We start from the raw sequence: 23,854 nt of genomic DNA, 5'->3' as shown, positions 1-23,854 counted from the left end.
TCGACGGGGAGGGGCTGGGAATGGCACTGGACAAGCAACTGGACTGGCTGCTGGACGACCTGACGCGCAGGGTCCAGCAGGTGCGGCATGCGGTGGTGCTGTCCAATGACGGCCTGGTGACGGGGGCGAGCGCGGGACTGGCGCGGGAGGACGCCGAGCACCTGGCCGCGGTCGCGGCCGGTCTGCAGAGCCTCGCGAAGGGGTCCGGGCGGCACTTCAGGGCCGGCGAGGTCCGCCAGACGATGATCGAGTACGACGAGGGGGTCCTCTTCGTCATGGCGGCGGGCGCGGGCAGCTGCCTGTGCGTGCTGAGCGCGGCGGAGGCGGACATCGGCCAGGTCGCGTACGAGATGACGCTGCTGGTCAACCGGGTGGGCGAGCACCTGGGCGTAGCGGAACGGCGCATCACCGGCGGCTGACGCTCCGCTCCGGCTGACGCGGGGCGTGGGGGCGGTCCGGGGAGTTGTCCACAGGCGGTGCGGGTGTCGTCGCGCTGGGTTACGGTCTTCACACAGAGTAATCGCTGCTCGTGGGGGAGGACCGTGATGATGCAGATGGGGACCGCGCTGCGGGACGTCGAAGTGACCGAGCGCGCGGGGCGGGACGCGGCTGCCGAAGGCGGCGGCGGTGACGCCGAAGCGCTGATGGGCGGCCTGCGGGCCGCGGGGGAATTGGGTCTGACCCGAGGCGAGTTCGCCCGGGCCGTCCAGCTGGGGATGGTGTGGTCGGCGCGGCCGACCGCGGGCGGGGCCGCGCGCTACGCACGGGCGGAGCTGGAGCGGGCCAGGTCGGCCGCGGGCGGCGCGGACGCACTGCGCGAGCGGGTGGAGGCCGTGGCGGGCGCGGAGGCAGGGGCCGGGGTGCTGGGGATCGGCCCGAGCCGGTTCACCCGCCTCGCGCGCTGCGGGCACCTCACCCCCGTCGGCTACCGGATCAACCGGTACCGGGCCGTGGTGTGGCTCTATCTGGCCGCAGAGCTGAGGACGTTCGCGGCGCGTGAGCCCGGGATGCTCCGCGGGACCGCGCCCGAGGCCGACCGGGAGCTGATGGCGGCCAAGGCGGACCTGCGTCCGCGCAGGTGGCGCGGGCGGCACGTCGGGCTGCTGCTGAGACGCACCGCCGACCCCTGGGAGCGCGCCGCCGTACTGGCCTCCGTACTTCCGGAGGAGGAGCTGCGGGCTGCCGTGCCCGACCCGGGGGAGCGGATCGTCCTGGCCGCGCTCGCACCGCCCCCGCCCTACGGACATCCGCAGGTGCCGGCGTCCGCGGCGGTGGCCCTGCCGCTGCTGAAGGCCGGGCCGCCGGAGGAGGTCCACTGGTACCGCACCAGCCTGGACTTCGCGCTGACGGGGGCGCGGGGTCAGTCGAAGTCGACGGGGGAGAGCGGGCCGACGTAGACCCAGGCCCCGGCCTCGCGCGAGAAGCTGCTGTGCTCGTGCAGCGAGCCGGTGTGCCGGCCCTCGCGGTAGTGGGCGCGGAACTCCACCGAGCCCTCCGTCTCGAACATCCCGCCGCGCTCGGTGGCGAGGATCTCCAGCCGCTCCCAGCGCTGCCCGGGGTCCAGGTCGAGATGGGCGGGACGGGTCGAGGGGTGCCAGGAGCGCAGCAGGTAGGCGGTGTCGCCGACGGCGAAGGCGCTGAACCGCGAGCGCATCAGCCGCTCGGCCGTGGGTGCCTGCCGGGCACCCGAGTGGAAGCGGCCGCAGCACTCCGGGTACGCGGCGGGCAGCCCGCAGGGGCAGGGGACGGCGGGGGTGGGCATGGGCGTGCTCAGTTCTTCGGGGCGGGCTCGGACGGCCGGGCCTGATCGGCCGGCTTGGCGGGGTACGGACGGAAGAGGCCCTCCTGGACCACGGAGACCAGCAGCCTGCCCTCCACGTCGTAGATGCGGCCCCGGGCGAGACCGCGGCCGCCGTGCGCGATGGGCGACTCCTGGTCGTACAGGAACCACTCGTCCGCCCGGAACGGCCGGTGGAACCACATGGCGTGGTCGAGCGAGGCCATGTCGAAACCGCGCATCCCCCACAGGGGTTCCACGGGGATGCGCACGGCATCGAGGAGGGTCATGTCACTGGCGTAGGTGAGGGCGCAGGTGTGCACGAGCGGGCCGTCGCCCAGCGGGCCGACCGCGCGCATCCACACCGCGCTGCGGGGGTCGGCGCCCTTGAGCTCCTCCGGAGTCCAGCGGAGCCGGTTCACGTACCGGATGTCGAAGGGCTGGCGGCGGGCCATCCGCTCCAGTGCCTCCGGCAGCGCCCCGAGGTGCTCGCGGATCTCGTCCGCGACCTTCGGGAGCGTGTCCGGGTGGGGGTAGTGGTGAGGAGGCAGCTGGTGCTCGATGCCGCCCTCCTCCGGATGATGGAAGGAGGCGGTGAGATTGAAGATCGTCTTGCCCTGCTGGACCGCGGTGACCCGGCGCGTGGTGAAGGACCGCCCGTCGCGCACCCGTTCCACCTGGTACACGATCGGCACCCCGGGGATGCCGGGGCGCAGGAAGTACGCGTGCAGCGAGTGGACCGGGCGGTCGCTCTCGACGGTGCGGCCCGCCGCCACCAGCGCCTGGCCGGCGACCTGGCCGCCGAAGACGCGCTGGAGGGACTCCTGGGGGCTGGCGCCGCGGAAGATGTTGACCTCGATCTGCTCCAGATCGAGCAGATCGACCAGTCTCTCGGCGGGGTTCGTCATCAGAGGATCTCCACTGTCGGTTCCGGGCGGGGGTCCGGACGGGCCGGCGAAATGCGGGAGCGGGTCAGAGGGCGCCGAGCTCGCCGACCGAGGTGACCCGGATGACGGCCCGGCCCTCCTCGTCGGAAGCCGCGAGGTCGACCTCGGCGCTGATGCCCCAGCCATGGTCGCCGTTGGGGTCGGCGAAGGTCTGGCGGACGCGCCACAGGCCGTGCGCCGCGTCCTCCTCGATCTGCAGCAGCTTGGGGCCGCGCGCGTCGGGGCCCGTGCCCAGGTCGTCGTACTCGTCCCAGTACCCGTCCATGGCCTCGCCCCAGGCGTCGGCGTCCCAGCCGGATTCGGCGTCCAGCTCGCCCAGCACGTTGACGTGGTCGAGGGCGGCCAGCTCCACCCGGCGGAACATCGCGTTGCGGACCAGGACGCGGAAGGCGCGTGCGTTCGCGGTGACCGGCTTGACCTGGTCGGCCTTCTCCTGGGCCTGCTCCGCCGTCTCCACCTCCGGGTTCGCCAGCTGCTCCCACTCGTCGAGCAGGCTGGAGTCGACCTGGCGGACCAGTTCGCCGAGCCATTCGATGAGGTCCTGGAGGTCCTCGGACTTGAGGTCGTCGGGGATGGTGTGGTCGAGCGCCTTGAACGCGCTCGCCAGGTAGCGCAGCACGATGCCCTCGGTACGGGCCAGCTCGTAGAAGGAGGTGAACTCGGTGAAGGTCATCGCGCGTTCGTACATGTCGCGGATGATCGACTTCGGGGAGACGGGGTGGTCGCGCACCCACGGGTGGCTCTTGGCGTACACGTCGTAGGCGTGGAGGAGCAGCTCTTCGAGCGGCTTGGGATAGGTGACGTCCTGGAGCCGCTCCATCCGCTCCTCGTACTCGATGCCGTCGGCCTTCATCTGGCCGACCTGGATGCCGCGTTCCTTGTTCTGCTGCGCGGCCAGGATCTGGCGCGGGTCGTCCAGCGTGGACTCCACCACGGACACCATGTCCAGTGCGTAGGAGGGGGACTCCGGGTCCAGCAGGTCGAAGGAGGCCAGCGCGAAGGTGGACAGCGGCTGGTTGAGCGCGAAGTCCTGCTGGAGATCGACGGTGAGCCGGATGGTGCGGCCCTCGGCGTCCGGGGTGTCGAGCTTCTCGACGACACCGCCGTCCAGGAGCGAGCGGTAGATCGCGATGGCCCGGCGGATGTGCCGGATCTGGGCCTTGCGGGGTTCGTGGTTGTCCTCGAGGAGGTGCCGCATCGCCTTGAAGGCGTCGCCCGGCCGGGCGATGACCGACAGCAGCATGATATTGGTGACCTTGAAGCGCGAGGTCAGCGGCTCCGGGGCGGCGGCGATGAGCTTCTCGAAGGTGGTGTCCGACCAGGCGACGAAGCCCTCCGGTGCCTTCTTGCGCACCACCTTGCGGCGCTTCTTCGGGTCGTCGCCCGCCTTCGCGAGGGCCTTCTCGTTCTCGATGACGTGCTCGGGCGCCTGCGCGACCACGTAGCCCGCCGTGTCGAAGCCGGCCCGGCCGGCGCGACCGGCGATCTGGTGGAACTCACGGGCGCGCAGCGTCCGCACCCGGTTGCCGTCGTACTTGGTGAGCGCGGTGAACAGCACCGTACGGATCGGGACGTTGACGCCGACCCCGAGGGTGTCCGTACCGCAGATGACCTTCAGCAGACCGGCCTGGGCGAGCTTCTCCACAAGGCGGCGGTACTTGGGCAGCATGCCGGCGTGGTGCACGCCGATCCCGTGCCGGACGTAGCGGGAGAGGTTCTGGCCGAACTTGGTGGTGAAGCGGAAGTTGCCGATCAGGTCCTGGATCTTGTCCTTCTCCTCGCGGGTGCACATGTTGATGCTCATGAGCGACTGCGCCCGCTCGACCGCCTGGGCCTGGGTGAAGTGCACGATGTAGACGGGAGCCTGCCGGGTCTCCAGCAGCTCGGTGATCGTGTCGGTGATCGGCGTCGTGACGTACTCGTAGGACAGCGGGACGGGCCGGGTCGCGGAGCGGACCACGGAGGTGGGCCGGCCGGTGCGCCGGGTCAGGTCCTCCTCGAACCGCTTCATGTCGCCGAGGGTCGCCGACATCAGGACGAACTGGGCCTGCGGCAGTTCCAGCAGCGGGATCTGCCAGGCCCAGCCGCGGTCCGGCTCGGCATAGAAGTGGAACTCGTCCATCACGACCTGGCCGATGTCGGCGTGCTTGCCGTCCCGCAGGGCGATGGAGGCCAGCACCTCGGCGGTGCAGCAGATCACCGGCGCGTCCGCGTTGACGGAGGCGTCGCCGGTCAGCATGCCGACGTTCTCGGTGCCGAAGAGCTTGCACAGGTCGAAGAACTTCTCCGACACCAGGGCCTTGATCGGGGCGGTGTAGAAGGTGACCTTGTCCTGGGCCAGGGCCGTGAAGTGCGCGCCGGCCGCGACGAGGCTCTTGCCGGAGCCGGTCGGGGTGGACAGGATCACGTTCGCCCCGGAGACGACCTCGATCAGCGCCTCCTCCTGAGCCGGGTACAGGGCGATGCCCTGATCCTCCGCCCACGAGGAGAAAGCCTCGAAGAGGGCGTCGGGGTCGGCGTTCGGCGGGAGCTGATCAATGAGGGTCACACCCCCCATCTTGCCTGGCTTCCCCCCGGATCAGGGAACCGGCGGACGGGAGGAAGATCATCGACGGTACGCTGTGCCGTCGATGAGGCCCGAACGAAACAGTCGAGGGGGCCCGACCAGAACACCAGCGGGGCGGGAAACGACCATGATGGGTCCGGCGCACTCACTGTCCGGGGCAGCAGCCTGGCTGGGGGTGGGCGCGGCGACCGCGGCAGCCGGACACCCCATGCCGTGGCCGGTCCTCGTCGTCGGCGCGCTCATCTGCGCCGGCGCGGCCCTGGCCCCCGACCTCGACCACAAGTCGGCGACGATCTCGCGCGCCTTCGGTCCCCTCTCCAAGGGGCTGTGCGAGGTGGTCGACAAGATCTCCTACGCCGTCTACAAGTCCACCCGCTCCAAGAAGGACGCCCGCCGCACCGGCGGCCACCGCACGCTGACGCACACGTGGCTCTGGGCCGTCCTGATCGGCGGCGGCGCCTCCGCGCTCGCCGTCACCGCCGACCGCTGGGGCGTGCTCGCGCTGCTCTTCGTGCACTTGGTGCTGGCGGTCGAAGGCCTGCTCTGGCGGGCGGCCCGGATGTCCAGCGACGTCCTGGTCTGGCTGCTCGGCGCGACCAGCGCGTGGATCCTGGCCGGGGTCCTCGACCAGCCCGGCAACGGCGCGAACTGGCTGTTCACCGGCCCGGGCCAGGAATACCTGTGGCTCGGACTGCCGATCGTGCTCGGCGCCCTGGTCCACGACATCGGCGACGCGCTGACCGTCTCCGGCTGCCCGGTCCTGTGGCCCCTCCCGATCGCCGGCAAGCGCTGGTACCCGATCGGCCCGCCGAAGATGATGCGCTTCCGCGCCGGCAGCTGGGTGGAGCTCAAGGTCCTCATGCCGGTCTTCGTCCTCCTGGGCGGCTTCGGCGGAGCCTCGGCCCTGGGATTCATCTAGGCCGTTTCCTACGGGCCGGACCCCTCGGCGGGGCGGGCGGTGACGTGGCCCCCGGCCGAGGCGAAGGGCGGGGTGTCCTGTCGGCAGGTGGCCTTGGCGGGCGGCAGGGTACCTGTGGTGAGGTAGCGCACGGCGTAGTCGTTCACGCAGGTGCTGGGATTGAGCAGGGCCGTGTGTCCGTAGCCCCGCAGGGTCAGCAGCCGGGCATCGGCCAGCCGGCTCGTCATGGACCGGGACGCCTGATACGAAGTGGCCGTGTCGTAGAGGGGGTTGACGACGAGGATCGGGTGGGCGGTGGGCCGGTCGAACGGTCCCGTGTAGCGCTTGGCACCCGTGGCCGGCCACTGCGCGCACCACTCGTAGTCCCAGACCCAGCGGCGGCCGAGGTCGCCCGCGCGTTCGGCGCTGAACGCCTCCAGCTCGGGGTAGCGGCCGAGCACGCGCGGGTTGGGACTGTCCGAGCAGACCACGGCGGCCTCCTGCTCGGTTCCGGGGTACCTTCCTGCCGGAGGGGGCGCGGCTGCCTCGGGCTCGCGCTCCTGCCACAGTGCCTGCAGCATCTCCGCGGCGTCCGTCCAGCCAGGGTGGACGATGTACAGGTCCTGCCGCAGTTCCGTGACGGCCCGTGCGTAGCTCCACCGGCCCACTGAGCGGCCCCGCAGCCGCCGCATCAGGTCCGTGTATTTCGCGCGGGTCGCCTGGGGGGTGCCCGCCGAGAACGCGCAGCGGGATGCGGGTGCCTTCCCGCACAGCGTGAGGAACTGACCCAAGGTGTCGGCCGAGCCCAGGTCCGACCCCATGCGCAACGACGTGGTCTGTCGCGGGTCCCCGTTGATCGCGCCGTCGACGTAGTTGCGGGGGTCGACGTTCCCGTCCAGGACGAGGCCCCCCACCTTGTCCGGGAAGGTGTTGGCGTAGACCGCGCCGAGGAACGTGCCGTAGGAGACGCCCCAGTAGTGCAGCTGTTCGTCGCCCACGGCCCGGCGCAACTGGTCCAGGTCGCGGGCGCTGTAGTACGTGGAGACGTACGGCAGCAGGTTCGCCGCACGCTTCTTGCAGCCTTCGGCCAGCTCCGCCCTTCCGGCGAACCAGGCCTTCCGCTCCTTCTCGCCCACCGGGAACCCCTCGGGCTGCCGCGCCCAGAAGGCCGTCGCCTCCTCGGCGTCGCCGAAACACCGCACCGCCGTGCTGCGGCCCACGCCGCGCGGGTCCCAGCTCACGATGTCGAAGCGTTTGCGCAGCTCGGCAGGGAAGAAGCGGTCGTACCAGGCCGGCAGGGCGTCGGTGCCGGGTCCTCCGGGTCCGCCGGGATTGAAGAACAGCGAACCGATTCTCTCGGACGGGCTGGTGGCTCTGCGCCGAATCACCGCAAGATCGACGGTCTTCCCGGACGGATGGTCGTAGTCGAGCGGGACCGGCAGCGTCGCGCATTCGTATCCCCGCTCGGCAGGCTCCTCGCACGGCCCCCACCTCAACCCCGCTCCACCGCTTTCGCCGCTCCCCCCGCCACGAACGGCCTGCGGCACGGCTGCAGCGGTCACGAAGCACACGCACGCGGCCAGCGCGGCGGCGCCTCGCGCCGAACGACCGCGCCCTCGCCATCGCCCGCCGGATATGAGACCTGGCATCGGATTCCTTCCCACGTGAGCCGGCCACCCGTGCCGGAGGTCCCGCGATCTTGATCCACCTCACCACGGACCAGTACGCCCGGCACCCGCTGTACACCCGAACAGGTTCCGCGGCCGGTGGTGCACACCCGACCCGGACCCGCCTTCCGGCCGGCGTCGGCAGCCCCCTAAATCACTGGCGCGCCCCGGGCGGCGACGGGATGATCCCTAGCGTCCGCGTCGCCCATCGAGGGAGCTGTGATGACCGTTGTCGCGTCCGAGGCCGCCCGGTCCGGGCCGCAGGCCCGCGTGGCGGGCGGCGCGCTGCGGGGCACGCACGAGGAGGGCGCGGCGGTCTTCCGCGGCATCCCCTTCGCCGAGCCGCCGGTCGGCCCGCTCCGCTTCGCCGCGCCGGAGCCCGTACGGGGATGGGACGGTGTGCGGCCGGCCGTGTCGTACGGCCCCCCGCCCCCGCAGGGCGGCCACTTCGGCATGGACGCGCTGGCGCGGGACGCGGCGGGCGACGACTGGCTCACGGTCAACGTGTGGTCGCCCGATCCGGGCCCGGGCGCGGGTCTGCCCGTGATGGTGTGGATCCAGGGCGGCGCGTACTCGATCGGCATGTCGGGCCTTCCCGAGTACGACGGGGGCCGCCTGGCGCGTGACGGCGGTGTCGTCGTGGTGACGTTCAACTACCGTGTCGGCCTGGAGGGGTTCGGGCAGATCGAGGGGGCGCCCGCCAACCGGGGCCTGCTGGACCAGGTCGCCGCCCTGGAATGGGTCCGCGACAACATCCGCGCCTTCGGCGGTGACCCGGGCCGCGTCACGGTCTTCGGCCAGTCGGCGGGCGCCGGATCGGTCGCCGCCCTGTTGGCCGTGCCGCGTGCGGCCGGCCTGTTCCGCCGTGCCGTCGCACAGAGCGTGCAGGGCACCTTCTTCTCGCCGGAGCTCGCCGCCGACATCGCCGCCGCCTGCGCCGCCGAACTGGGACTGCGCCCCACGCTCACCGACCTGTCCGCGGTGGACCCCGCCCGGCTGTCCGCCGCCGGCGACGCGGTGGGCGCCAAGATGGCCCAGTGGGCCGACCGCTGGGGCCCGGTCGCACACCGGGCGGTCCCCTTCTCGCCGGTCGTCGGAGACAAAACCCTGCCGGTCACGCCGTGGCAGGCCCTGGCCGACGGGGCCGGCCGGGGCATCGAGCTCCTCGTCGGCCACACCCGCGACGAGACACGGCTGCTCACCGCCCTCGACGGACTGCTCGGCCAGGTCACCGCGGAGCAGGCGGAGACCGCCCTGCACGTCTTCGGCCCGGGCCGGGACGCCGCACGCCGCTACCGCGAGGCCTTCCCGGCCGCGGGCCCGGACGCGCTGTACGAGCTCGTCGGCTCCGACTGGCTGTTCCGCATGCCGTCCCTCCACCTCGCCCAGGCCCAGACCGCCGCCGGCGGCCGGGCCCACGTCTACGAGCTGACCTGGTCGGCCCCCGGCATGGGCGGCGCCCTCGGTGCCTGCCACGGCCTCGACGTGCCGCTGGTCTTCGGCAACCTGGACCGCGGCCAGCCGGCGGTACTGATCGGCGAGAGCCCGTTCCCGGAGGCGGAGGAACTGTCCGCGCGCATGCGGGCCGCCTGGACGGCGTTCGCCGCCGACGGCGACCCCGGCTGGCCCGCGTACGACACCGGACAGCGCCCCGTGCGGCTCTTCGGGACCGGGCCGGACCTCGCCGCCTACCCGGAGGAGGCCTCCCGCCGGATCTGGCAGGACCACACTTTCGCCGCCCTGCCGCTGCTCGGCTCCTAGCCCGCCGGCCCCCCCCACCCCGCCGGCCCGCCAGCCCGTGACCGTTCCTGCTGGTCAGCGCTGCGCCTTGGTCTTTCAGCTGATCGAATTCGGCGCCCATGGTCAGGAAAGCGCATTGTGCGCAGGCGCGTTGACGGATTGGGTTGCCCGGGTCAGGTCGGTGGGGGAAGGAAGCGCATGACACGGATGCTCGACGGCTGCACACCCTGGCCCGAGGAGTTCGTCGACCGCTACTGGGCGGCCGGGCACTGGCGTGGCAACACGCTCGACAACCTGCTGCGCGACTGGGCCCTGCAGTACGGGCCGCGGACCGCCCTCGTGCACGGAGCCACCCGCGTCACCTACGCGCACCTGAACCGGCGCGTGGACCGCATGGCCGCCGGATTCCGGCTGCGCGGTCTGCGCCCGGGACAGCGGGTCCTCGTCCAGCTGCCGAACGTTCCCGAGTTCGTCGTCTCCGTCTTCGCGCTGATGCGCGCCGGTCTGTTCCCCGTCCTGTGCCCCGTCGAGCGCCGCGCGTCCGAAATGCGCTCCGTCGCGTGGGTCACCCAGGCCGTCGGATACGTCGGCCCCTCGACCTACCAGGGCTTCGACCACACGGCGATGGCCGCGGACATCGCGGCCGGGGGGCCCTTCCTGCGGCGGGTGTTCCCCCTGGAGGCGCCGGGCGACTCGTCCCCGTACGGCGGCTTCACCACCGACCCGTCGGGCTGCCACTACTTCCCGCTGGCCTCCGTGGACTCCCCGCCCGACCGGCCGCTCGCGCAGAGCGCCGACCAGGTGGCGCTGTTCCTGCTCTCCGGCGGTACCGCCGAGGAGCCGGAGATCATCGCGCGCACCCACAACGACTACGCGTACCAGGTGCGGGCCGCCGCCGAACTGGTGTCGCTCACCGAGGACGACGTGTACCTCGCCGCGCTGCCCGCCGCGTCCCACTTCGCCTTCGGCAGCCCCGGCATCGTCGGCACCCTCTCCGTCGGCGGCACCGTCGTGCTGGCCGAGGACCAGGGACCGGCGGAAAGCCTTCCGCTCATCGGGCGGGAGCGGGTCACCCTCACCTCGCTGGCGCCCGCCGTCGCCCGGCTCTGGCTCGACGCGCTGCCCACGGCCGCGGCCGACGTGAGCAGTCTGCGCCTCGTGCAGATCGTCGACGGCCCCTTGGACCGGGCCACCGCCGAACGGCTGGGCCCCGCACTGGGCTGTCGCCTCCAGCAGGTCTTCGGCAAGGCCGAGGGGCCGCTCGTCCTCACCCGGCCCGACGATCCGGACGAGACCGTGCTCGCCACGCAGGGCCGCCCGCTCTCGCCCGACGACGAGATCCGCCTCGTCGACGCCGACGGCAAGGACGTGCCCGACGGCGAGCCCGGCGAACTCCTCGCCCGGGGCCCCTCCACCCCGCGGGGCTACTACCGCGCGCACGGCCGCAACGCGCGCTCCTTCACCGCAGACGGCTACTTGCGCACCGGTGACGTCGCGCGGCGCACCCCGGACGGCAACCTCGTGGTGACCGGCCGCCTCCAGGACGTCCGGTGGCGGACCGGCCCCCAAGAGCCGTCCGGCCCCGACGAGCCGTCCGGTCACCACGAGCCGTCCGGCCCGTGACGGGCCGGACGGACGCCCGGCCGCCCGCCCCGGTCACCCGTGCCAGGACCGCCACAGCGCCGCGTACGCCCCGTCGGCGGCGACCAGCTCGTCGTGCGAGCCGAGTTCGCTGATCCGCCCGGCCTCGACCACCGCGATCACGTCCGCGTCGTGCGCGGTGTGCAGCCGGTGGGCGATCGCGATGACCGTGCGCCCGTCCAGCACCCGGGCGAGCGAACGCTCCAGGTGCCGCGCCGCACGCGGGTCCAGCAGCGAGGTGGCCTCGTCCAGCACCAGCGTGTGCGGGTCCGCCAGCACCAGCCGGGCGAGCGCGATCTGCTGCGCCTGCGCCGGGGTCAGCGTCGTACCGCCGGAGCCCACCTCGGTGTCCAGGCCGGCCTCCATGGCCCGGGCCCAGCCGTCCGCGTCGACCGCGCCCAGCGCCGCCCACAGTTCGGCGTCCCCGGCGCCCGCCCGCGCGAGGCGGAGGTTGTCCCGCAGCGAGCCCACGAACACGTGGTGCTCCTGGTTGACCAGCGCCACGTGCTCGCGCACCCGCTCCGCGGGCATTTCCGACAGCCGCGCCCCGCCGAGGGTGACCTCGCCGGTCCGGGGCGCGTAGATGCCCGCCAGCAGCCGTCCCAGGGTGGACTTGCCGGCGCCCGAGGGCCCGACGAGCGCCATCCGGGTGCCCGGCGGTACGGACATCGACACCTGGTGCAGGACGTCCACGCCCTCCCGGTAGCCGAAATGGACCTCCTCGGCCCGGACGTCCCGGCCCTCGGGAGTCACCGTCGCGTCCCCGGCGTCCGGCTCGATCTCCCGTACGCCGACCAGTCGGCCCAGGGAGACCTGCGCGACCTGCAGTTCGTCGTACCAGCGCAGGATCAGGCCGATCGGATCGACGAGCATCTGCGCCAGCAGCGCGCCCGTGGTGAGCTGCCCCACCGACATCCAGCCCTGCAGCACGCAGTAGCCGCCGATCATCAGCACCGAGCCGAGGATCGTCACGAAGGTGACGTTGATGACGGGGAAGAGCACCGTCCGCAGGAAGAGCGTGTACCGCTCCCACGCGACCCACTGCGAGATCCGCCGCTCCGACAGCGCGATCCGGTCCGGTCCGAGCCGGTGCGCCTCGACCGTGCGGCCCGCGTCCACCGTCTCGGTGAGCACGGCCGCGACGGCCGCGTAACCGGCCGATTCCGAGCGGTACGCCGACGGCGCGCGCCGGAAGTACCAGCGGCAGCCGATCACCAGCACCGGCAGCGCCACCAGCGCGGCCAGCGCCAGCGGCGGCGCGGTCACCGCGAGCGCGCCGAACAGCAGTCCGGCCCACACCACGCCGATGGCAAGCTGCGGGACGGCCTCGCGCATCGCGTTCGCCAGCCGGTCGATGTCGGTGGTGATCCGCGACAGCAGGTCACCGGTACCGGCCCGCTCCAGCACGCCGGGCGGCAGCCCCACCGACCGTACGAGGAAGTCCTCGCGCAGGTCGGCCAGCATCTCCTCGCCCAGCATCGCCCCGCGCAGCCGGACCAGCCGGACGAAGAACGTCTGCACGGCGAGCGCCAGCGCGAACAGCAGCGCCACGCGCCCCAGATGGAGCTCGCGCGCCCCCTGTGCGAGATCGTCCACGACCCGGCCCAGCAGGTACGGGCCGACCATGGAGGCGATCACCGCGACCGCGTTGACCGTCACCAGCAGCACGAAGGCCCGCCGGTGGCGCCGGAACAGGCCGCGCACATAGCCCCGTACGGTCGCCGAACCGCCCACGGGCAGGGTCGCGGCCGACTGGGGGGCCGCCGGATCGTACTCCGGCGGCGCCAAGCCGATCATGCGGATTCCTCGATCTCTGTGAGTGCTTCTTCCAGCTCGGTCAGTTCCAGCCCGGCGAGGGGCTGCTGCTGCTCCTCGTCCGTCTCGCGGGTGACCACGGCCCGGTACAGCGGCTCGAGGTGCAGCAGTTCGCGGTGCGTGCCGACCGCCGCCACCGTGCCCCCGTCGATGAGCACGACCCGGTCCGCGCGGTCCAGCAGCAGCGGCGAGGACGCCAGCACCACCGTGGTGCGGCCGGCGCGCAGGGTCGCGACCCCGTCCGCGATCCGCGCCTCGGTGTGCGAGTCGACCGCGGAGGTCGGCTCGTCCAGCACCAGCACCTCCGGGTCGGTGACCAGGGACCGCGCCAGCGCGAGACGCTGACGCTGCCCGCCGGACAGCGAACGGCCGCGCTCGGTGATCCGCGCGTCCATCGGATCGTCGACGCCGTCCGGTGCCGACTGCAGCAGCGCGTCCAGCACGTCCCCGCACTGGGCGGCCGCCAGGGCCGCGCCGGAGTCGACCGCGCCGGAGGCCGGTACGTCGAACAGCTCCCGCAGGGTCCCGGACAGCAGCACCGGATCCTTGTCCTGTACGAGGACCAGCGTGCGCGCGGTGTCCAGCGCGAGCTCGTCCAGCGCGACGCCGCCGAGGAGCACCGACGGGCCGTCGCCTTCCGTGTCGTCGTTCCCCTCGTCGTCCATGGGGTGGCCGCCGAGGCGTTCGGCGAGCCGGCCCGCCAGGTCCGGGTCCCCGCACACGACGGCGGTGAACCGGCCCGCGGGGGCCAGCAGCCCGGTCCGCGGGTCGTACAGGTCCCCGCCGGCGGCCGGTGCCTCCACCGCCCCGGCCCGGGCTCCGCCCTCGGCGGCGTCCGTACGGGTCAGCGACAGCACCCGGGCGGCCCGCTGGGCGGAGGGGCGCGAGAAGGAGTAGGACATGGCGATCTCCTCGAAGTGCCGCAAGGGGTAGAGGAGCGTCGCCACCGCGCTGAACGCCGCGACGAGTTCACCCACCGCGATGCGCCCGTCCACGACGAGCGTGGCGCCGTACCAGACCACCGTGATCAGCAGCGCGCCCGGGAGCAGCACCTGGATCGCGGAGATCAGCGCCCACATCCGGGCACTGCGCACGGCGGCCTTGCGGACTTCCTGAGAGGCCTCGCGGTACCGGCCGAGGAACAGCTCCTCACCGCCGATGCCGCGCAGTACGCGCAGCCCCGCCACGGTGTCGGAGGCCAGCTCGGTGGCCTTGCCCGCCTTCTCCCGCTGGATGTCGGCGCGCTTGGTGGCGCGCGGCAGCAGCGGCAGCGACGCCAGGGCGATCACCGGCACGCCGATGGCCACGACCACGCCCAGCTCGGGTGCGTAGAACAGCAGGCCGACGCAGACGAGGACGACGGCGAAGGCGGCCGCGAGGAAGCGGGAGACCGCCTCGACGAACCAGCCGATCTTCTCGACGTCGCCCGTGGACACCGCGACCACCTCGCCCGCCGCGACCCGGCGGGTGAGGGCCGAGCCCAGTTCGGCCGTCTTGCGCGCGAGCAGCTGCTGCACGCGTGCGGCGGCGGTGATCCAGTTGGTGACGGCGGTGCGGTGCAGCATGGCGTCGCCGACCGAGATGGCCACGCCGATCAGCAGGAGCAGCGCGCCGACGAGCAGCAGCCGGTGCGCGTCGCGCTCGACGACGGCGTCGACCCCCAGTCCGACGGCGTACGGCAGTCCCGCGATGCCGGAGAAGTGCAGGATTCCCCAGCACAGGCTCTTGAGCTGTCCGCCGAGCTGACCGCGCCCCAGCCACAGGAGGAAACGGGGGCCTGAGCGAGCGTCGGGTACCCCTGGATCCGGATACGGAAGATCGCTGATCTGCATGACGCCCCATGACTGGTCGAGTGGTCCAAACCGTGCAAGGTTCGCCTTCCGTACCGGTACGGGGCAATCGATTTTCCGTCGGCGGAGGCCTCCCGCGGCGAGGTCTGCGGACCCGCGGACGGCGTCGTGCCTGTACGGAGGGGTCGCGCGCGCCGGCGTTCACGGACGGGTGGCGTGCTCCAGTTCGATCAGCGCCGAACGGTAACCGCGCCCGGTCGCCCTCTCCATGCCCACCTCGCACATCCGGTTCGCCGACAGGTGCGCGTCGAAGGACCGCGCCGTCACCTCCGCCGCCTCGCGCGCCGTGGCCGAGGCCGTCAGTTCCGGGTGCAGCAGCCCCCGGTCGCCCGCGAAGGCGCAGCAGCCCGCGTCGTCCGGGACCACCACCTCCTCGGCGCAGGCCCCGGCCACCGCCCGCAGGTGCGCCTCGTCGCCCAAGTGCCGCATCGAGCAGGTGGGATGGACGACGGCCGAGGCGACCGTCCGCCGGACCTCCAGGTGCGGCAGCAGTTCCTCCGCGGCCCACACGACCGAGTCGAGGATCCGCAGCTCCGCGTGGAGTGCCCGGTTGTCGTCCGTCAGGTACGGGACCACCTCCTGCGCGATGCCCAGCGCGCAGGAGGAGGCGTCGACGACCAGCGGCAGCCGCCCGCCGGCCGTCCAGCCCCAGGCGGCCTCGACGATCCGGTTGGCCATCTCCCGGTTCCCGGCGTCGTAGCCCTTGGAGTGCCAGATGGTCGCGCAGCAGGTGCCCTTCACGTCGCCGGGGATCCAGACGGGCTTGCCGGCGCGCTCCGACACGGCCACCACAGCCTCCGGCAGGCAGGGGCCGGGACGCCCCCGGGGGCCGCCGAGGATCCGGTTGACGCAGGCCGGGTAGTACACCGCCGCGGCGCCCACCCGGCGGGTGACGGGCAGGTTCCGCGGGGCGGCGCCGGGGAGCTGCGGCAGCCACTGCGGTAGCAGGTCCGGTCGTACGGCCTTCCGCGCGGCCCCCGTGACCGCCTCCAGCGCCCGGTCGCCGATCCGACGGGAGAGGCGGTCGGCGGCGGCCGCCGTCAGCCGGGCGGCGGCCTCCACGGTCCGGAACCGCCGGGCGGCCAGCGCGGCGACGGCCTCCTCGCGGGCGCCGTGCCGGCGGTGGCGGAAGTCCTTCATCAGCGCCCCGGTGTCGATGCCGACCGGGCAGGCCAGTTTGCAGGTGGAGTCGCCCGCGCAGGTGTCCACCGCGTCGTGGCCGTAGGAGCCGAGGAGTCCGTCCAGCACGGGGGAGCCGGGCTGCTGGCGCACCATCTCGCGACGCAGCACGATCCGCTCGCGCGGAGTGGTCGTCAGGTCCCCGCTGGGGCAGGTCGGTTCGCAGAAGCCGCACTCGATGCAGGGGTCGGCCACCGCCTCCACCTGCGGAATGGTCTTCAGTCCGCGCAGATGGGCTCGCGGATCGCGGTCGAGGAGGACGCGCGGGGCGAGCACCCCGTCGGGGTCGACGACCCGTTTGGTGCGCCACATCAGTCCGGCCGCCCGGGGGCCCCATTCCAGTTCCAGGAAGGGGGCCATGTTGCGCCCGGTGGAGTGCTCCGCCTTCAGGGACCCGTCGAAGCGCTCGACGGTGAGCCGGCAGAAGGCCTCCATGAAGGCCCCGTACCGCTCGACGTCGGCCGGGTCGGCGGCGTCGAAGGCGAGCAGGAAGTGCAGGTTCCCGTGGGCGGCGTGGCCGGCGACGGCGGCGTCGAAGCCGTGCTCCCCCTGGAGGGCGAGGAGGGCCTCGCAGGCTTCGGCCAGCCGGGAGGGCGGAACCGCGAAGTCCTCGGTGATCAGGGTGGTGCCGGGGGCGCGGGCTCCGCCGACGGCCGTGACGAAGGCCTTGCGGGCCTTCCAGTAGCCGCCCACGGTCTTCGGGTCGCTGGTGAAGGCGTTGGTGACCGAGGCCACCGGGGCGATCAGGTCGAGTCCGGCGAGGGCGCGGGTGGCCCGGCGTTGGCAGGCCGCCCGGCCGGCCTCGTCGGGGGCCCGGAACTCCACGAGCAGGGCGGTCGTCTCCCGGGGCAGGTCCGCCCAGTCAGCGGGCACGCCCGCGACGCGGACCGAGGCGCGCAGGGTGTTGCCGTCCATCAGTTCCACGGCGACGGCGCCCGCCTCGTTGAAGACGGGCACGGCCGCGGCGGCGGCGGGCAGCGAGGGGAAGAACAGCAGGGCCGAGCACACCTCGCGGTCGAGGGGGAACGTGTCGAAGACGACCTCGGAGATGAAGCCGAGGGTGCCCTCCGAGCCGACCATCAGCCCCCGCAGGATCTCGACGGGGGTGTGGCCGTCGAGGTAGGCGTCGAGGCGGTAGCCGGTGGTGTTCTTGATCTCGTACTTGGCGCGGATCCGTGCGACCAGCGCGGGGTCGGCCTCGATCTCCCCCTTGATCTCCATCAGGCCGCGGCACAGCGCCGATTCGGCGCGCGCCAGCTCCTCGTCGGCCAGCGGATCGGCGGTGTCCACGACGGTGCCGCCGGGCAGCACGACGGTGAGGGAGGAGAGCGTGCGGTAGGAGTTCCGCGTGGTGCCCGCGGTCATGCCGGAGGCGTTGTTGGCGACGACCCCGCCCAGGGTGCAGGCGAGGGCGCTGGCCGGGTCGGGGCCGAGGATCCGGCCGTGCCGGGCGAGGGCGGCGTTGGCCCGCACCACGGTGGTGCCGGGCCGGATCCGGGCCCGCCGGCCCTCCTCCGACACCTCGATCCCGGCCCAGTGGCGGCGTACGTCGACCAGGATGTCCTCGCCCTGGGCCTGACCGTTGAGCGAGGTCCCGGCGGCCCGGAAGACGACCTCGCGCCCGCGGCCGTGGGCGTACGAGAGCACCGCGGAGACGTCGTCGACGTCCTCGGCGACCACCACGACCTGGGGCACGAACCGGTAGGGGGAGGCGTCGGAGGCGTAGCGGACCAGGTCCGAGACCTTCCACAGCACCTTCTCGGCGCCCAGCAGCGCGGTCAGCTCGCCGCGCAGCGGCTCCGGGGTGCCGCCGGCCCGGTGCGCGGGGACCCGGTCGGGGGAGGGGCCGCTGAGGCCGCGCGGGCACAGGGCCCCCTGTTTCGGTTCCGCCGGCGGCATGGTGTGACCCCTCGCCTCGTCGGGCCACGTGTGGCCCATTCAGCAGGTGCGCTCCGCCGGGGCGTCCGACAGGGCGTTCAGCAGACCGCCGAGCACTTCGCGCTGATCGGCGGTCAACGGAGCCAGGATCTCCTCTGCCGCGTCGGTTCGCGCGTTGCGCAGACGGCGCAGCGTGGCGCGGCCGGTGTCGGTGAGCTCGATCCGGATGACGCGCCGGTTGGCGGGGTCGGGCGCACGGCGCACGCACTCGGCCGCCTCCAGGCCGTCGACGAGGGTGGTCACGGCGCGCGGGACGACTTCCAGGCGCGTGGCGAGGTCCGCCATCCGGGGCGGCTGCTCGCCCTCGTAGTGCGAGACGAGGCGCAGCAGCCGACTCTGGGCGGGAGTGATCCCGAGCGGCTCCATGTGGCGCTTCTGGATCCGGTGGAGCCTGCGCGTCAGGCGCAGCAGCTGTTCGGCGAGGAGGCGATCGGTGTCGGAGGCGGAGCTCATGCGGGAACGATATCAGGACCCCGTTCATTGTGAGTATAGGTAACAATGACCTATGCTCTCATGGTGCCGACTTTGCCGGACCCGGCGCCGAGCCGACTCCGCGGAGACCTCGACCGCCGACCTGACCCCTGACTCCCGACCCCGAGAGGGCGCCCATGCCGCACGACGAACCGAAGTGGATCCCTTCGAAAGACCCCCTCGATCCGGCCCGCCCCGCCCCGGCGGAACAGCCGCGGGAACTGCGCCGCATCGTGGCGCTCTTCCGGCCCTACCGGGGTCGGCTCGCCGTCGTCGGCCTGCTCGTCGGCGCCTCCTCGCTGGTCGGCGTCGCCTCGCCGTTCCTGCTGCGGGAGATCCTCGACGTCGCCATCCCGCAGGGGCGCACCGGGCTGCTCAGCCTGCTCGCGCTCGGCATGATCCTCACCGCCGTCGTCACGAGCGTCTTCGGCGTGCTCCAGACGCTGATCTCCACCACGGTCGGCCAGCGCGTCATGCACGACCTGCGCACCGCCGTCTACGCGCAGCTGCAGCGGATGCCGCTGGCCTTCTTCACCCGGACCCGCACCGGTGAGGTGCAGTCCCGCATCGCCAACGACATCGGCGGCATGCAGGCCACCGTCACCTCCACCGCGACCTCGCTCGTCTCGAACCTGACGGCCGTCATCGCCTCGGTCGTCGCCATGCTGGCGCTCGACTGGCGGCTCACCCTCGTCTCGCTGCTCCTGCTCCCCGTCTTCGTGTGGATCAGCCGGCGCGTCGGCCGCGAGCGCAAGAGGATCACCACGAAGCGGCAGAAGCAGATGGCCGCCATGGCCGCGACGGTCACCGAGTCGCTCTCGGTGAGCGGCATCCTGCTGGGCCGCACCATGGGCCGGTCCGAATCGCTCACCTCGGCCTTCGCGGAGGAGTCCGAGAAGCTCGTCGGCCTGGAAGTGCGGTCCAGCATGGCCGGCCGTTGGCGGATGTCCACCATCGGCATCGTCATGGCCGCGATGCCCGCGCTCATCTACTGGGCCGCCGGCCTGGCCCTCCAGACGGGCGCGCCCTCGCTCTCCGTCGGCACCCTCGTCGCCTTCGTCACCCTCCAGCAGGGCCTCTTCCGGCCCGCCGTGAGCCTGCTGTCGACCGGCGTGCAGATACAGACCTCGCTCGCGCTGTTCGCCCGCATCTTCGAATACCTCGACCTGCCGGTGGACATCACCGAGCGCGTCGACCCGGTGCGCCTCGACCGCGCCAAGGGCGAGGTCAGGCTGGAGGACGTGCACTTCGCGTACGACGCCAAGAGCGGACCGACCCTCACGGGGATCGACCTCACGGTCCCGGCCGGCGGCTCCCTCGCCGTGGTCGGCCCGACCGGATCCGGCAAGAGCACGCTCAGCTACCTCGTCCCCCGGCTCTACGACGTGACCGGCGGACGGGTCACCCTGGACGGGGTGGACGTGCGCGACCTCGACTTCGACTCGCTGGCCCGTTCCATCGGCGTGGTCTCCCAGGAGACCTACCTCTTCCACGCCTCGGTCGCGGACAACCTGCGCTTCGCCAAGCCGGACGCCACCGACGAGGAGATCATCGAAGCGGCCCGCGCGGCGCAGATCCACGACCACATCGCGTCGCTCCCCGACGGGTACGACACCCTGGTCGGCGAGCGCGGATACCGGTTCTCCGGAGGCGAGAAGCAGCGGCTGGCCATCGCCCGCACCATCCTGCGCGACCCGCCCGTGCTGATCCTCGACGAGGCCACCAGCGCCCTGGACACCCGTACCGAGCACGCCGTCCAGCAGGCCATCGACCACCTTTCGGCCGGCCGCACCACCATCACCATCGCGCACCGGCTCTCCACCGTCCGCGACGCCGACCAGATCGTGGTCCTGGACGCGGGCCGCATAGCCGAGCGCGGTACCCACGAGGAGCTGCTGAAGGCGGACGGCCGATACGCCGCCCTGGTGCGCCGGGACCGGGATGCCGCGCTGGCGCCCGAACCGCCCGAGGGTCTCCAGCTGGCCCCGGTGAATGTGTGACCGTATGACTGCATGACCGGCGCACAGGCAGGATGCCGGAAATGTAACGATGTGCGGGTTAGCGTTGCCGGATCTCGCGGACCGCGGCCCCGCCCGCGCGGTTGGCGCCGATGGTCGACGCGGACGGGCCGTAGCCGACCAGGTGGATCCGCTCGTCGCGGACGGCCCTGGTCCCCTCGACCCGGATGCCGCCGCCCGGCTCGCGCAGCCGCAGCGGGGCCAGGTGGTCGACGGCCGCGCGGAATCCGGTGGCCCACAGGATGACGTCCGCTTCCACGCGGCTCCCGTCCGCCCACACGGCGCCGGTGGCGGTGATCCGGTCGAAGACGGGCCGGCGGTCCAGGACACCGGAGGCCAGGCCGGCCCGGACGGCCTCGTTCAGCGGCAGCCCGGTCACGCTGACCACGCTCTGCGGCGGCAGCCCCCGGCGCACCCGTTCGTCCACCAGGGCCACCGCGGCCCGGCCCTCGGCCTCGCCGAAGCCGCCGTCGCGGAAGACCGGGGGCCGCCGGGTCACCCAGGTGGTCTCCGCCGCCACCTCGGCGATCTCCAGCAGGTGCTGCACGGCCGAGGTGCCGCCTCCCACGACGATCACCCGCGCCCCCGCGAACTCCTGCGGCCCCGGGTAGTTCGCCGTGTGCAGCTGCCGGCCCCGGAAGGTCTCCTGGCCGGGGAAGCGCGGCCAGAACGGCCGGTCCCAGGTCCCCGTGGCGTTGATCAGGGCCCGGGCCGACCAGACGCCGGCGGAGGTCTCGACGCGCAGCCGGCCGTCGGCCCCCTCGCGTACGGACGACACGTCCACCGGACGCCGTACGCGCAGGTCGAAGCGGTCCTCGTAGGCGGCGAAGTACTCCCCGATCACCTCGGACGACGGCCGCAGCGGGTCGGCGCCGACCAGCTCCATGCCGGGCAGGGCGTGCATCCCGTGGACCCTGCCGTAGGTGAGCGAGGGCCAGCGGAACTGCCAGGCCCCGCCCGGGCGCGGTGCGTGGTCCAGGACCACGTGGTCGAGCCCCGCCCGCGCCAGGTGGTAGGCGCTGGACAGGCCCGCCTGCCCGGCGCCGACGACCACCACGTCCGCCACGTCCGCCACGTTCACCGTGTCGACCGTGTCAGCGTCCCGCGTCGTATTGTTCACGGTTCTACCAACCGGTGGGGGCTGCGGGATCTTCCCCGCAGGCCGTCGCCGACCGCCGCCGCCACGCCCTACGGCGCCAGCAGTCCGCGCGCGGCCAGTTCCGGGGTCACCCCCTCGCCGAACCAGTAGGCCTCCTCCAGGTGCGGATAGCCCGACAGGACGAAGTTCTCGATCCCGAGCGCGTGGTACTCCTCGATCCGGTCCGCGACGTCGCCGTGGCTGCCGACCAGCGCCGTGCCGGCCCCGCCGCGGACCAGCCCGACCCCCGCCCAGAGGTTCGGCGAGATCTCCAGCCCGTCCCGCGAACCGCCGTGCAGGGCGAGCATCCGCTGCTGGCCCACCGACTCGCTCGCGCCCAGCAGCGACTGCGCCCTGGAGATGTCCGCATCGTCCAGATCGGCCAGCAGCCGGTCCGCCGCGCCCCAGGCCTCCTTCGCGGAATCCCGCGAAATCGTGTGCAGCCGGATGCCGAAGCGGACCGTCCGTCCCCGCTCCTCTGCCAGCGAGCGGATCCAGTCGATCTTCTCCTTCACCTGCTGCGGAGGCTCCCCCCAGGTCAGGTACACGTCGGCGTGCTCTGCGGCGACGGGCCCCGCCGCCGCAGAGGAACCGCCGAAGAAGATCTCCGGCAGCGGGTCGGGCGGCAGCGCCGTCAGCCCGCCGTCGATCCGGTAGTGCTCGCCGTGGAAGTCGTACGGCTCCCCGCGCCAGGCCCCCCGTACGACGGACAGGAACTCGGCGGTCCGCTCGTACCGGCGGTCGTGGTCGAGGTGGTCCCCGAAACGCCGCTGCTCCGCCGAGTCGCCGCCCGTCACCACGTTGAGCAGGAGCCGGCCCCGGGTGATCCGCTGGTAGGTCGCGGCCATCTGCGCGGCGAGCGTCGGCGAGATCACGCCGGGCCGGAAGGCCACCAGGAACTTCAGCCGCTCGGTGTGCTGCGAGAGCGCCACGGTGGTCAGCCAGGCGTCCTCGCACCAGGTTCCGGTAGGGGTCAGCACCGCCTCGAAGCCGAGCCGTTCCGCCGCCTTGGCGATCTGCGCGAGGTATTCGATGTCCGGCTCGCGCACCCCGGGCGCGGCCGTGTTGTGGGCGTAGGCGTGCCGGTCGACCAGGGTGCGGCCGTCGCCCCCGGTCGGCAGGAACCAGTGCAGACGGACCGTCATCAGGAGGCCTTCCCGTACGTACGCGGGGCGGTGGTGGAGGGCGGCAGGGTGCCGTTGAAACGGGTGTCGACGAAGTCCTTGAAGACGACCTTGCCGGGGATCAGCTTCAGCTCGGTGAAGGCGTCGGCGATCTTCTGCTCGGAGACCACGGCCGCGTCGTCCACGGCCACCAGAACCCGGGTCCCGTTGCTGCGCTTGACCGCGTCGAAGGCCACGTCGTACGGCAGGCCGGTCTCCTTCGCCCAGACCTTCGCCCACTCCTCCGGGTGCTCGTACACCCAGGTCTGGGCCCGCTGGAGCCGGGACAGGTAGTCGCCTATGGCCTTGCTCTTCGCCGGGTCCTCCAGGGCGGCGGGCGCCGCCACCTGGAAACCGAGGCCGTTGACCGTGCCCTCGCCCGAGACCAGGACGCGGGCACCGGTGCGCAGCACCTGGGACGTGTACGGGTCCCAGACGGCCCACGCGTCGACCGCGCCGCTGTTGAAGGCGGCCAGTGCGTCGGCGGGCTGGAGGAAGTTGACGGTGACGTCGGAGGGCTTCAGGCCCGCCTGTTCGAGGGCCGCGATCAGTTGGAAGTGCGCCGAACTGCCCTGCGCCACCGCGATCTTCTTCCCCCGCAGCTCGGCGGGATTCTGGAGGGCCGAGCCCGTCGGGACGAGGATCGCCTCGCCCGCGGAGGAGCCGTGCGTGGCCGCCACCACGGTGATCTTCGACTTGGCGGCCGCCGCGAAGACCGGCGGGGTGTTGCCCACGCCGCCGATGTCCACGGCCTTGGCGTTGACGGCCTCCAGCAGCGGCGGCCCGGAGGTGAAGGTCGACCACTTGATGGTGTAGTCGAGCTTGTCCAGCTCGCCGGCGGCCCGCAGCAGCGACTCGTTGCCGCCCTTCTGGTCGCCGACGTTGAGCGTGACCGCGGTGCCCTTGCCGTCCTTCCCCCCCTGGCCGGCCGCGCCCGTGTCGGCCGCGGAGTTCCCGCCGCAGGCGGAGAGGACGAGGGACAGCGGGACGAGGGCGGCGAGCAGGGGCAGGGTAGGGCGTCTCATGGGGATCTCTACGTTCTCTTG

Annotated in this window: 17 protein-coding genes; 6 read left to right on the top strand and 11 right to left on the bottom strand. The window is 72.8% G+C overall.

Going from position 1 to position 23,854, the window contains the following annotated elements:
• The first annotated feature begins 20 nt into the window (after nt 1–20).
• The gene (locus tag ACFYP3_RS07185; protein WP_030709095.1) at nt 21–419 is read left to right on the top strand and encodes a roadblock/LC7 domain-containing protein; all 399 of its coding nucleotides are present in this window, start codon (nt 21–23) and stop codon (nt 417–419) included.
• Between the two features lie 126 nt (nt 420–545).
• Nucleotides 546–1,397 (top strand): DUF6397 family protein, encoded by an 852-nt coding sequence (locus ACFYP3_RS07180; protein WP_388828075.1) that lies wholly within the window; start codon nt 546–548, stop codon nt 1,395–1,397.
• Here the strand turns inward: ACFYP3_RS07180 and ACFYP3_RS07175 are convergent.
• The 3 genes from ACFYP3_RS07175 to ACFYP3_RS07165 form a co-directional block, all read right to left on the bottom strand.
• On the bottom strand, nt 1,361–1,762 hold the full coding sequence (locus tag ACFYP3_RS07175) for a YchJ family protein (protein WP_388828072.1): 402 nt from the start codon (nt 1,760–1,762) through the stop codon (nt 1,361–1,363). The two genes, ACFYP3_RS07180 and ACFYP3_RS07175, sit on opposite strands and share 37 nt — an antisense overlap.
• A gap of 8 nt (nt 1,763–1,770) precedes the next feature.
• Nucleotides 1,771–2,685, bottom strand: coding sequence for an acyl-CoA thioesterase (locus ACFYP3_RS07170; protein WP_388828069.1), 915 nt, complete (start codon nt 2,683–2,685; stop codon nt 1,771–1,773).
• A gap of 64 nt (nt 2,686–2,749) precedes the next feature.
• On the bottom strand, nt 2,750–5,272 hold the full coding sequence (locus ACFYP3_RS07165; RefSeq protein ID WP_388828067.1) for a DEAD/DEAH box helicase: 2,523 nt from the start codon (nt 5,270–5,272) through the stop codon (nt 2,750–2,752).
• A gap of 145 nt (nt 5,273–5,417) precedes the next feature.
• Between ACFYP3_RS07165 and ACFYP3_RS07160 the strand changes: the two genes are divergently transcribed.
• Complete coding sequence (locus ACFYP3_RS07160; RefSeq protein ID WP_388828065.1) at nt 5,418–6,209, top strand: metal-dependent hydrolase; 792 nt, start codon at nt 5,418–5,420, stop codon at nt 6,207–6,209.
• Nucleotides 6,210–6,217: 8 nt separating this feature from the next.
• Here the strand turns inward: ACFYP3_RS07160 and ACFYP3_RS07155 are convergent, their stop codons facing one another.
• Nucleotides 6,218–7,576, bottom strand: a complete 1,359-nt coding sequence (locus ACFYP3_RS07155; RefSeq protein WP_388828062.1) for an alpha/beta hydrolase — start codon at nt 7,574–7,576, stop codon at nt 6,218–6,220.
• A gap of 501 nt (nt 7,577–8,077) precedes the next feature.
• Between ACFYP3_RS07155 and ACFYP3_RS07150 the strand changes: the two genes are divergently transcribed.
• The gene (locus tag ACFYP3_RS07150; protein WP_388828059.1) at nt 8,078–9,616 is read left to right on the top strand and encodes a carboxylesterase/lipase family protein; all 1,539 of its coding nucleotides are present in this window, start codon (nt 8,078–8,080) and stop codon (nt 9,614–9,616) included.
• Between the two features lie 177 nt (nt 9,617–9,793).
• The gene (locus tag ACFYP3_RS07145; RefSeq protein ID WP_388828057.1) at nt 9,794–11,218 is read left to right on the top strand and encodes a (2,3-dihydroxybenzoyl)adenylate synthase; all 1,425 of its coding nucleotides are present in this window, start codon (nt 9,794–9,796) and stop codon (nt 11,216–11,218) included.
• A 33-nt stretch (nt 11,219–11,251) separates the two neighbouring features.
• On the opposite strand, the gene ACFYP3_RS07140 is transcribed toward ACFYP3_RS07145, so the two are convergent.
• From ACFYP3_RS07140 to ACFYP3_RS07125, 4 genes are all read right to left on the bottom strand, one after another.
• Nucleotides 11,252–13,033 (bottom strand): ABC transporter ATP-binding protein, encoded by a 1,782-nt coding sequence (locus ACFYP3_RS07140; protein WP_388828054.1) that lies wholly within the window; start codon nt 13,031–13,033, stop codon nt 11,252–11,254.
• Nucleotides 13,030–14,883: an ABC transporter ATP-binding protein gene (locus ACFYP3_RS07135; protein WP_388828051.1), complete on the bottom strand. Its 1,854-nt coding sequence runs from the start codon at nt 14,881–14,883 to the stop codon at nt 13,030–13,032. Before ACFYP3_RS07135 ends, ACFYP3_RS07140 begins: the two co-directional genes overlap by 4 nt.
• 159 nt (nt 14,884–15,042) lie before the next feature.
• The gene (locus ACFYP3_RS07130; RefSeq protein ID WP_388828048.1) at nt 15,043–17,979 is read right to left on the bottom strand and encodes an FAD-binding and (Fe-S)-binding domain-containing protein; all 2,937 of its coding nucleotides are present in this window, start codon (nt 17,977–17,979) and stop codon (nt 15,043–15,045) included.
• A gap of 39 nt (nt 17,980–18,018) precedes the next feature.
• Complete coding sequence (locus ACFYP3_RS07125; protein WP_030709069.1) at nt 18,019–18,471, bottom strand: MarR family winged helix-turn-helix transcriptional regulator; 453 nt, start codon at nt 18,469–18,471, stop codon at nt 18,019–18,021.
• A gap of 155 nt (nt 18,472–18,626) precedes the next feature.
• Between ACFYP3_RS07125 and ACFYP3_RS07120 the strand changes: the two genes are divergently transcribed.
• Entirely contained in the window at nt 18,627–20,489 is a 1,863-nt protein-coding gene (locus ACFYP3_RS07120) for an ABC transporter ATP-binding protein (protein ID WP_388828044.1), read from the top strand.
• 58 nt (nt 20,490–20,547) lie between these two features.
• Here ACFYP3_RS07120 and ACFYP3_RS07115 read toward each other — a convergent pair whose 3' ends face one another.
• The 3 genes from ACFYP3_RS07115 to ACFYP3_RS07105 all read right to left on the bottom strand — a co-directional run bounded on the left by ACFYP3_RS07115 (nt 20,548) and on the right by ACFYP3_RS07105 (nt 23,833).
• A complete protein-coding gene (locus ACFYP3_RS07115) occupies nt 20,548–21,627 on the bottom strand; it encodes an FAD-dependent oxidoreductase (protein ID WP_388828041.1) in 1,080 nt (359 codons plus the stop codon).
• A 68-nt stretch (nt 21,628–21,695) separates the two neighbouring features.
• Nucleotides 21,696–22,790, bottom strand: a complete 1,095-nt coding sequence (locus ACFYP3_RS07110; protein ID WP_365473303.1) for an LLM class flavin-dependent oxidoreductase — start codon at nt 22,788–22,790, stop codon at nt 21,696–21,698.
• Nucleotides 22,790–23,833, bottom strand: coding sequence for an ABC transporter substrate-binding protein (locus ACFYP3_RS07105; RefSeq protein ID WP_388828038.1), 1,044 nt, complete (start codon nt 23,831–23,833; stop codon nt 22,790–22,792). The genes ACFYP3_RS07110 and ACFYP3_RS07105 overlap by 1 nt, the downstream gene beginning before the upstream one ends.
• Between the last annotated feature and the right edge of the window lie 21 nt (nt 23,834–23,854).

Source organism: Streptomyces sp. NPDC005533 (genome assembly GCF_042871845.1).
Classification (GTDB): Bacteria; Actinomycetota; Actinomycetes; order Streptomycetales; family Streptomycetaceae; genus Streptomyces.
This window is presented reverse-complemented; position numbering and strand designations above follow the sequence as displayed.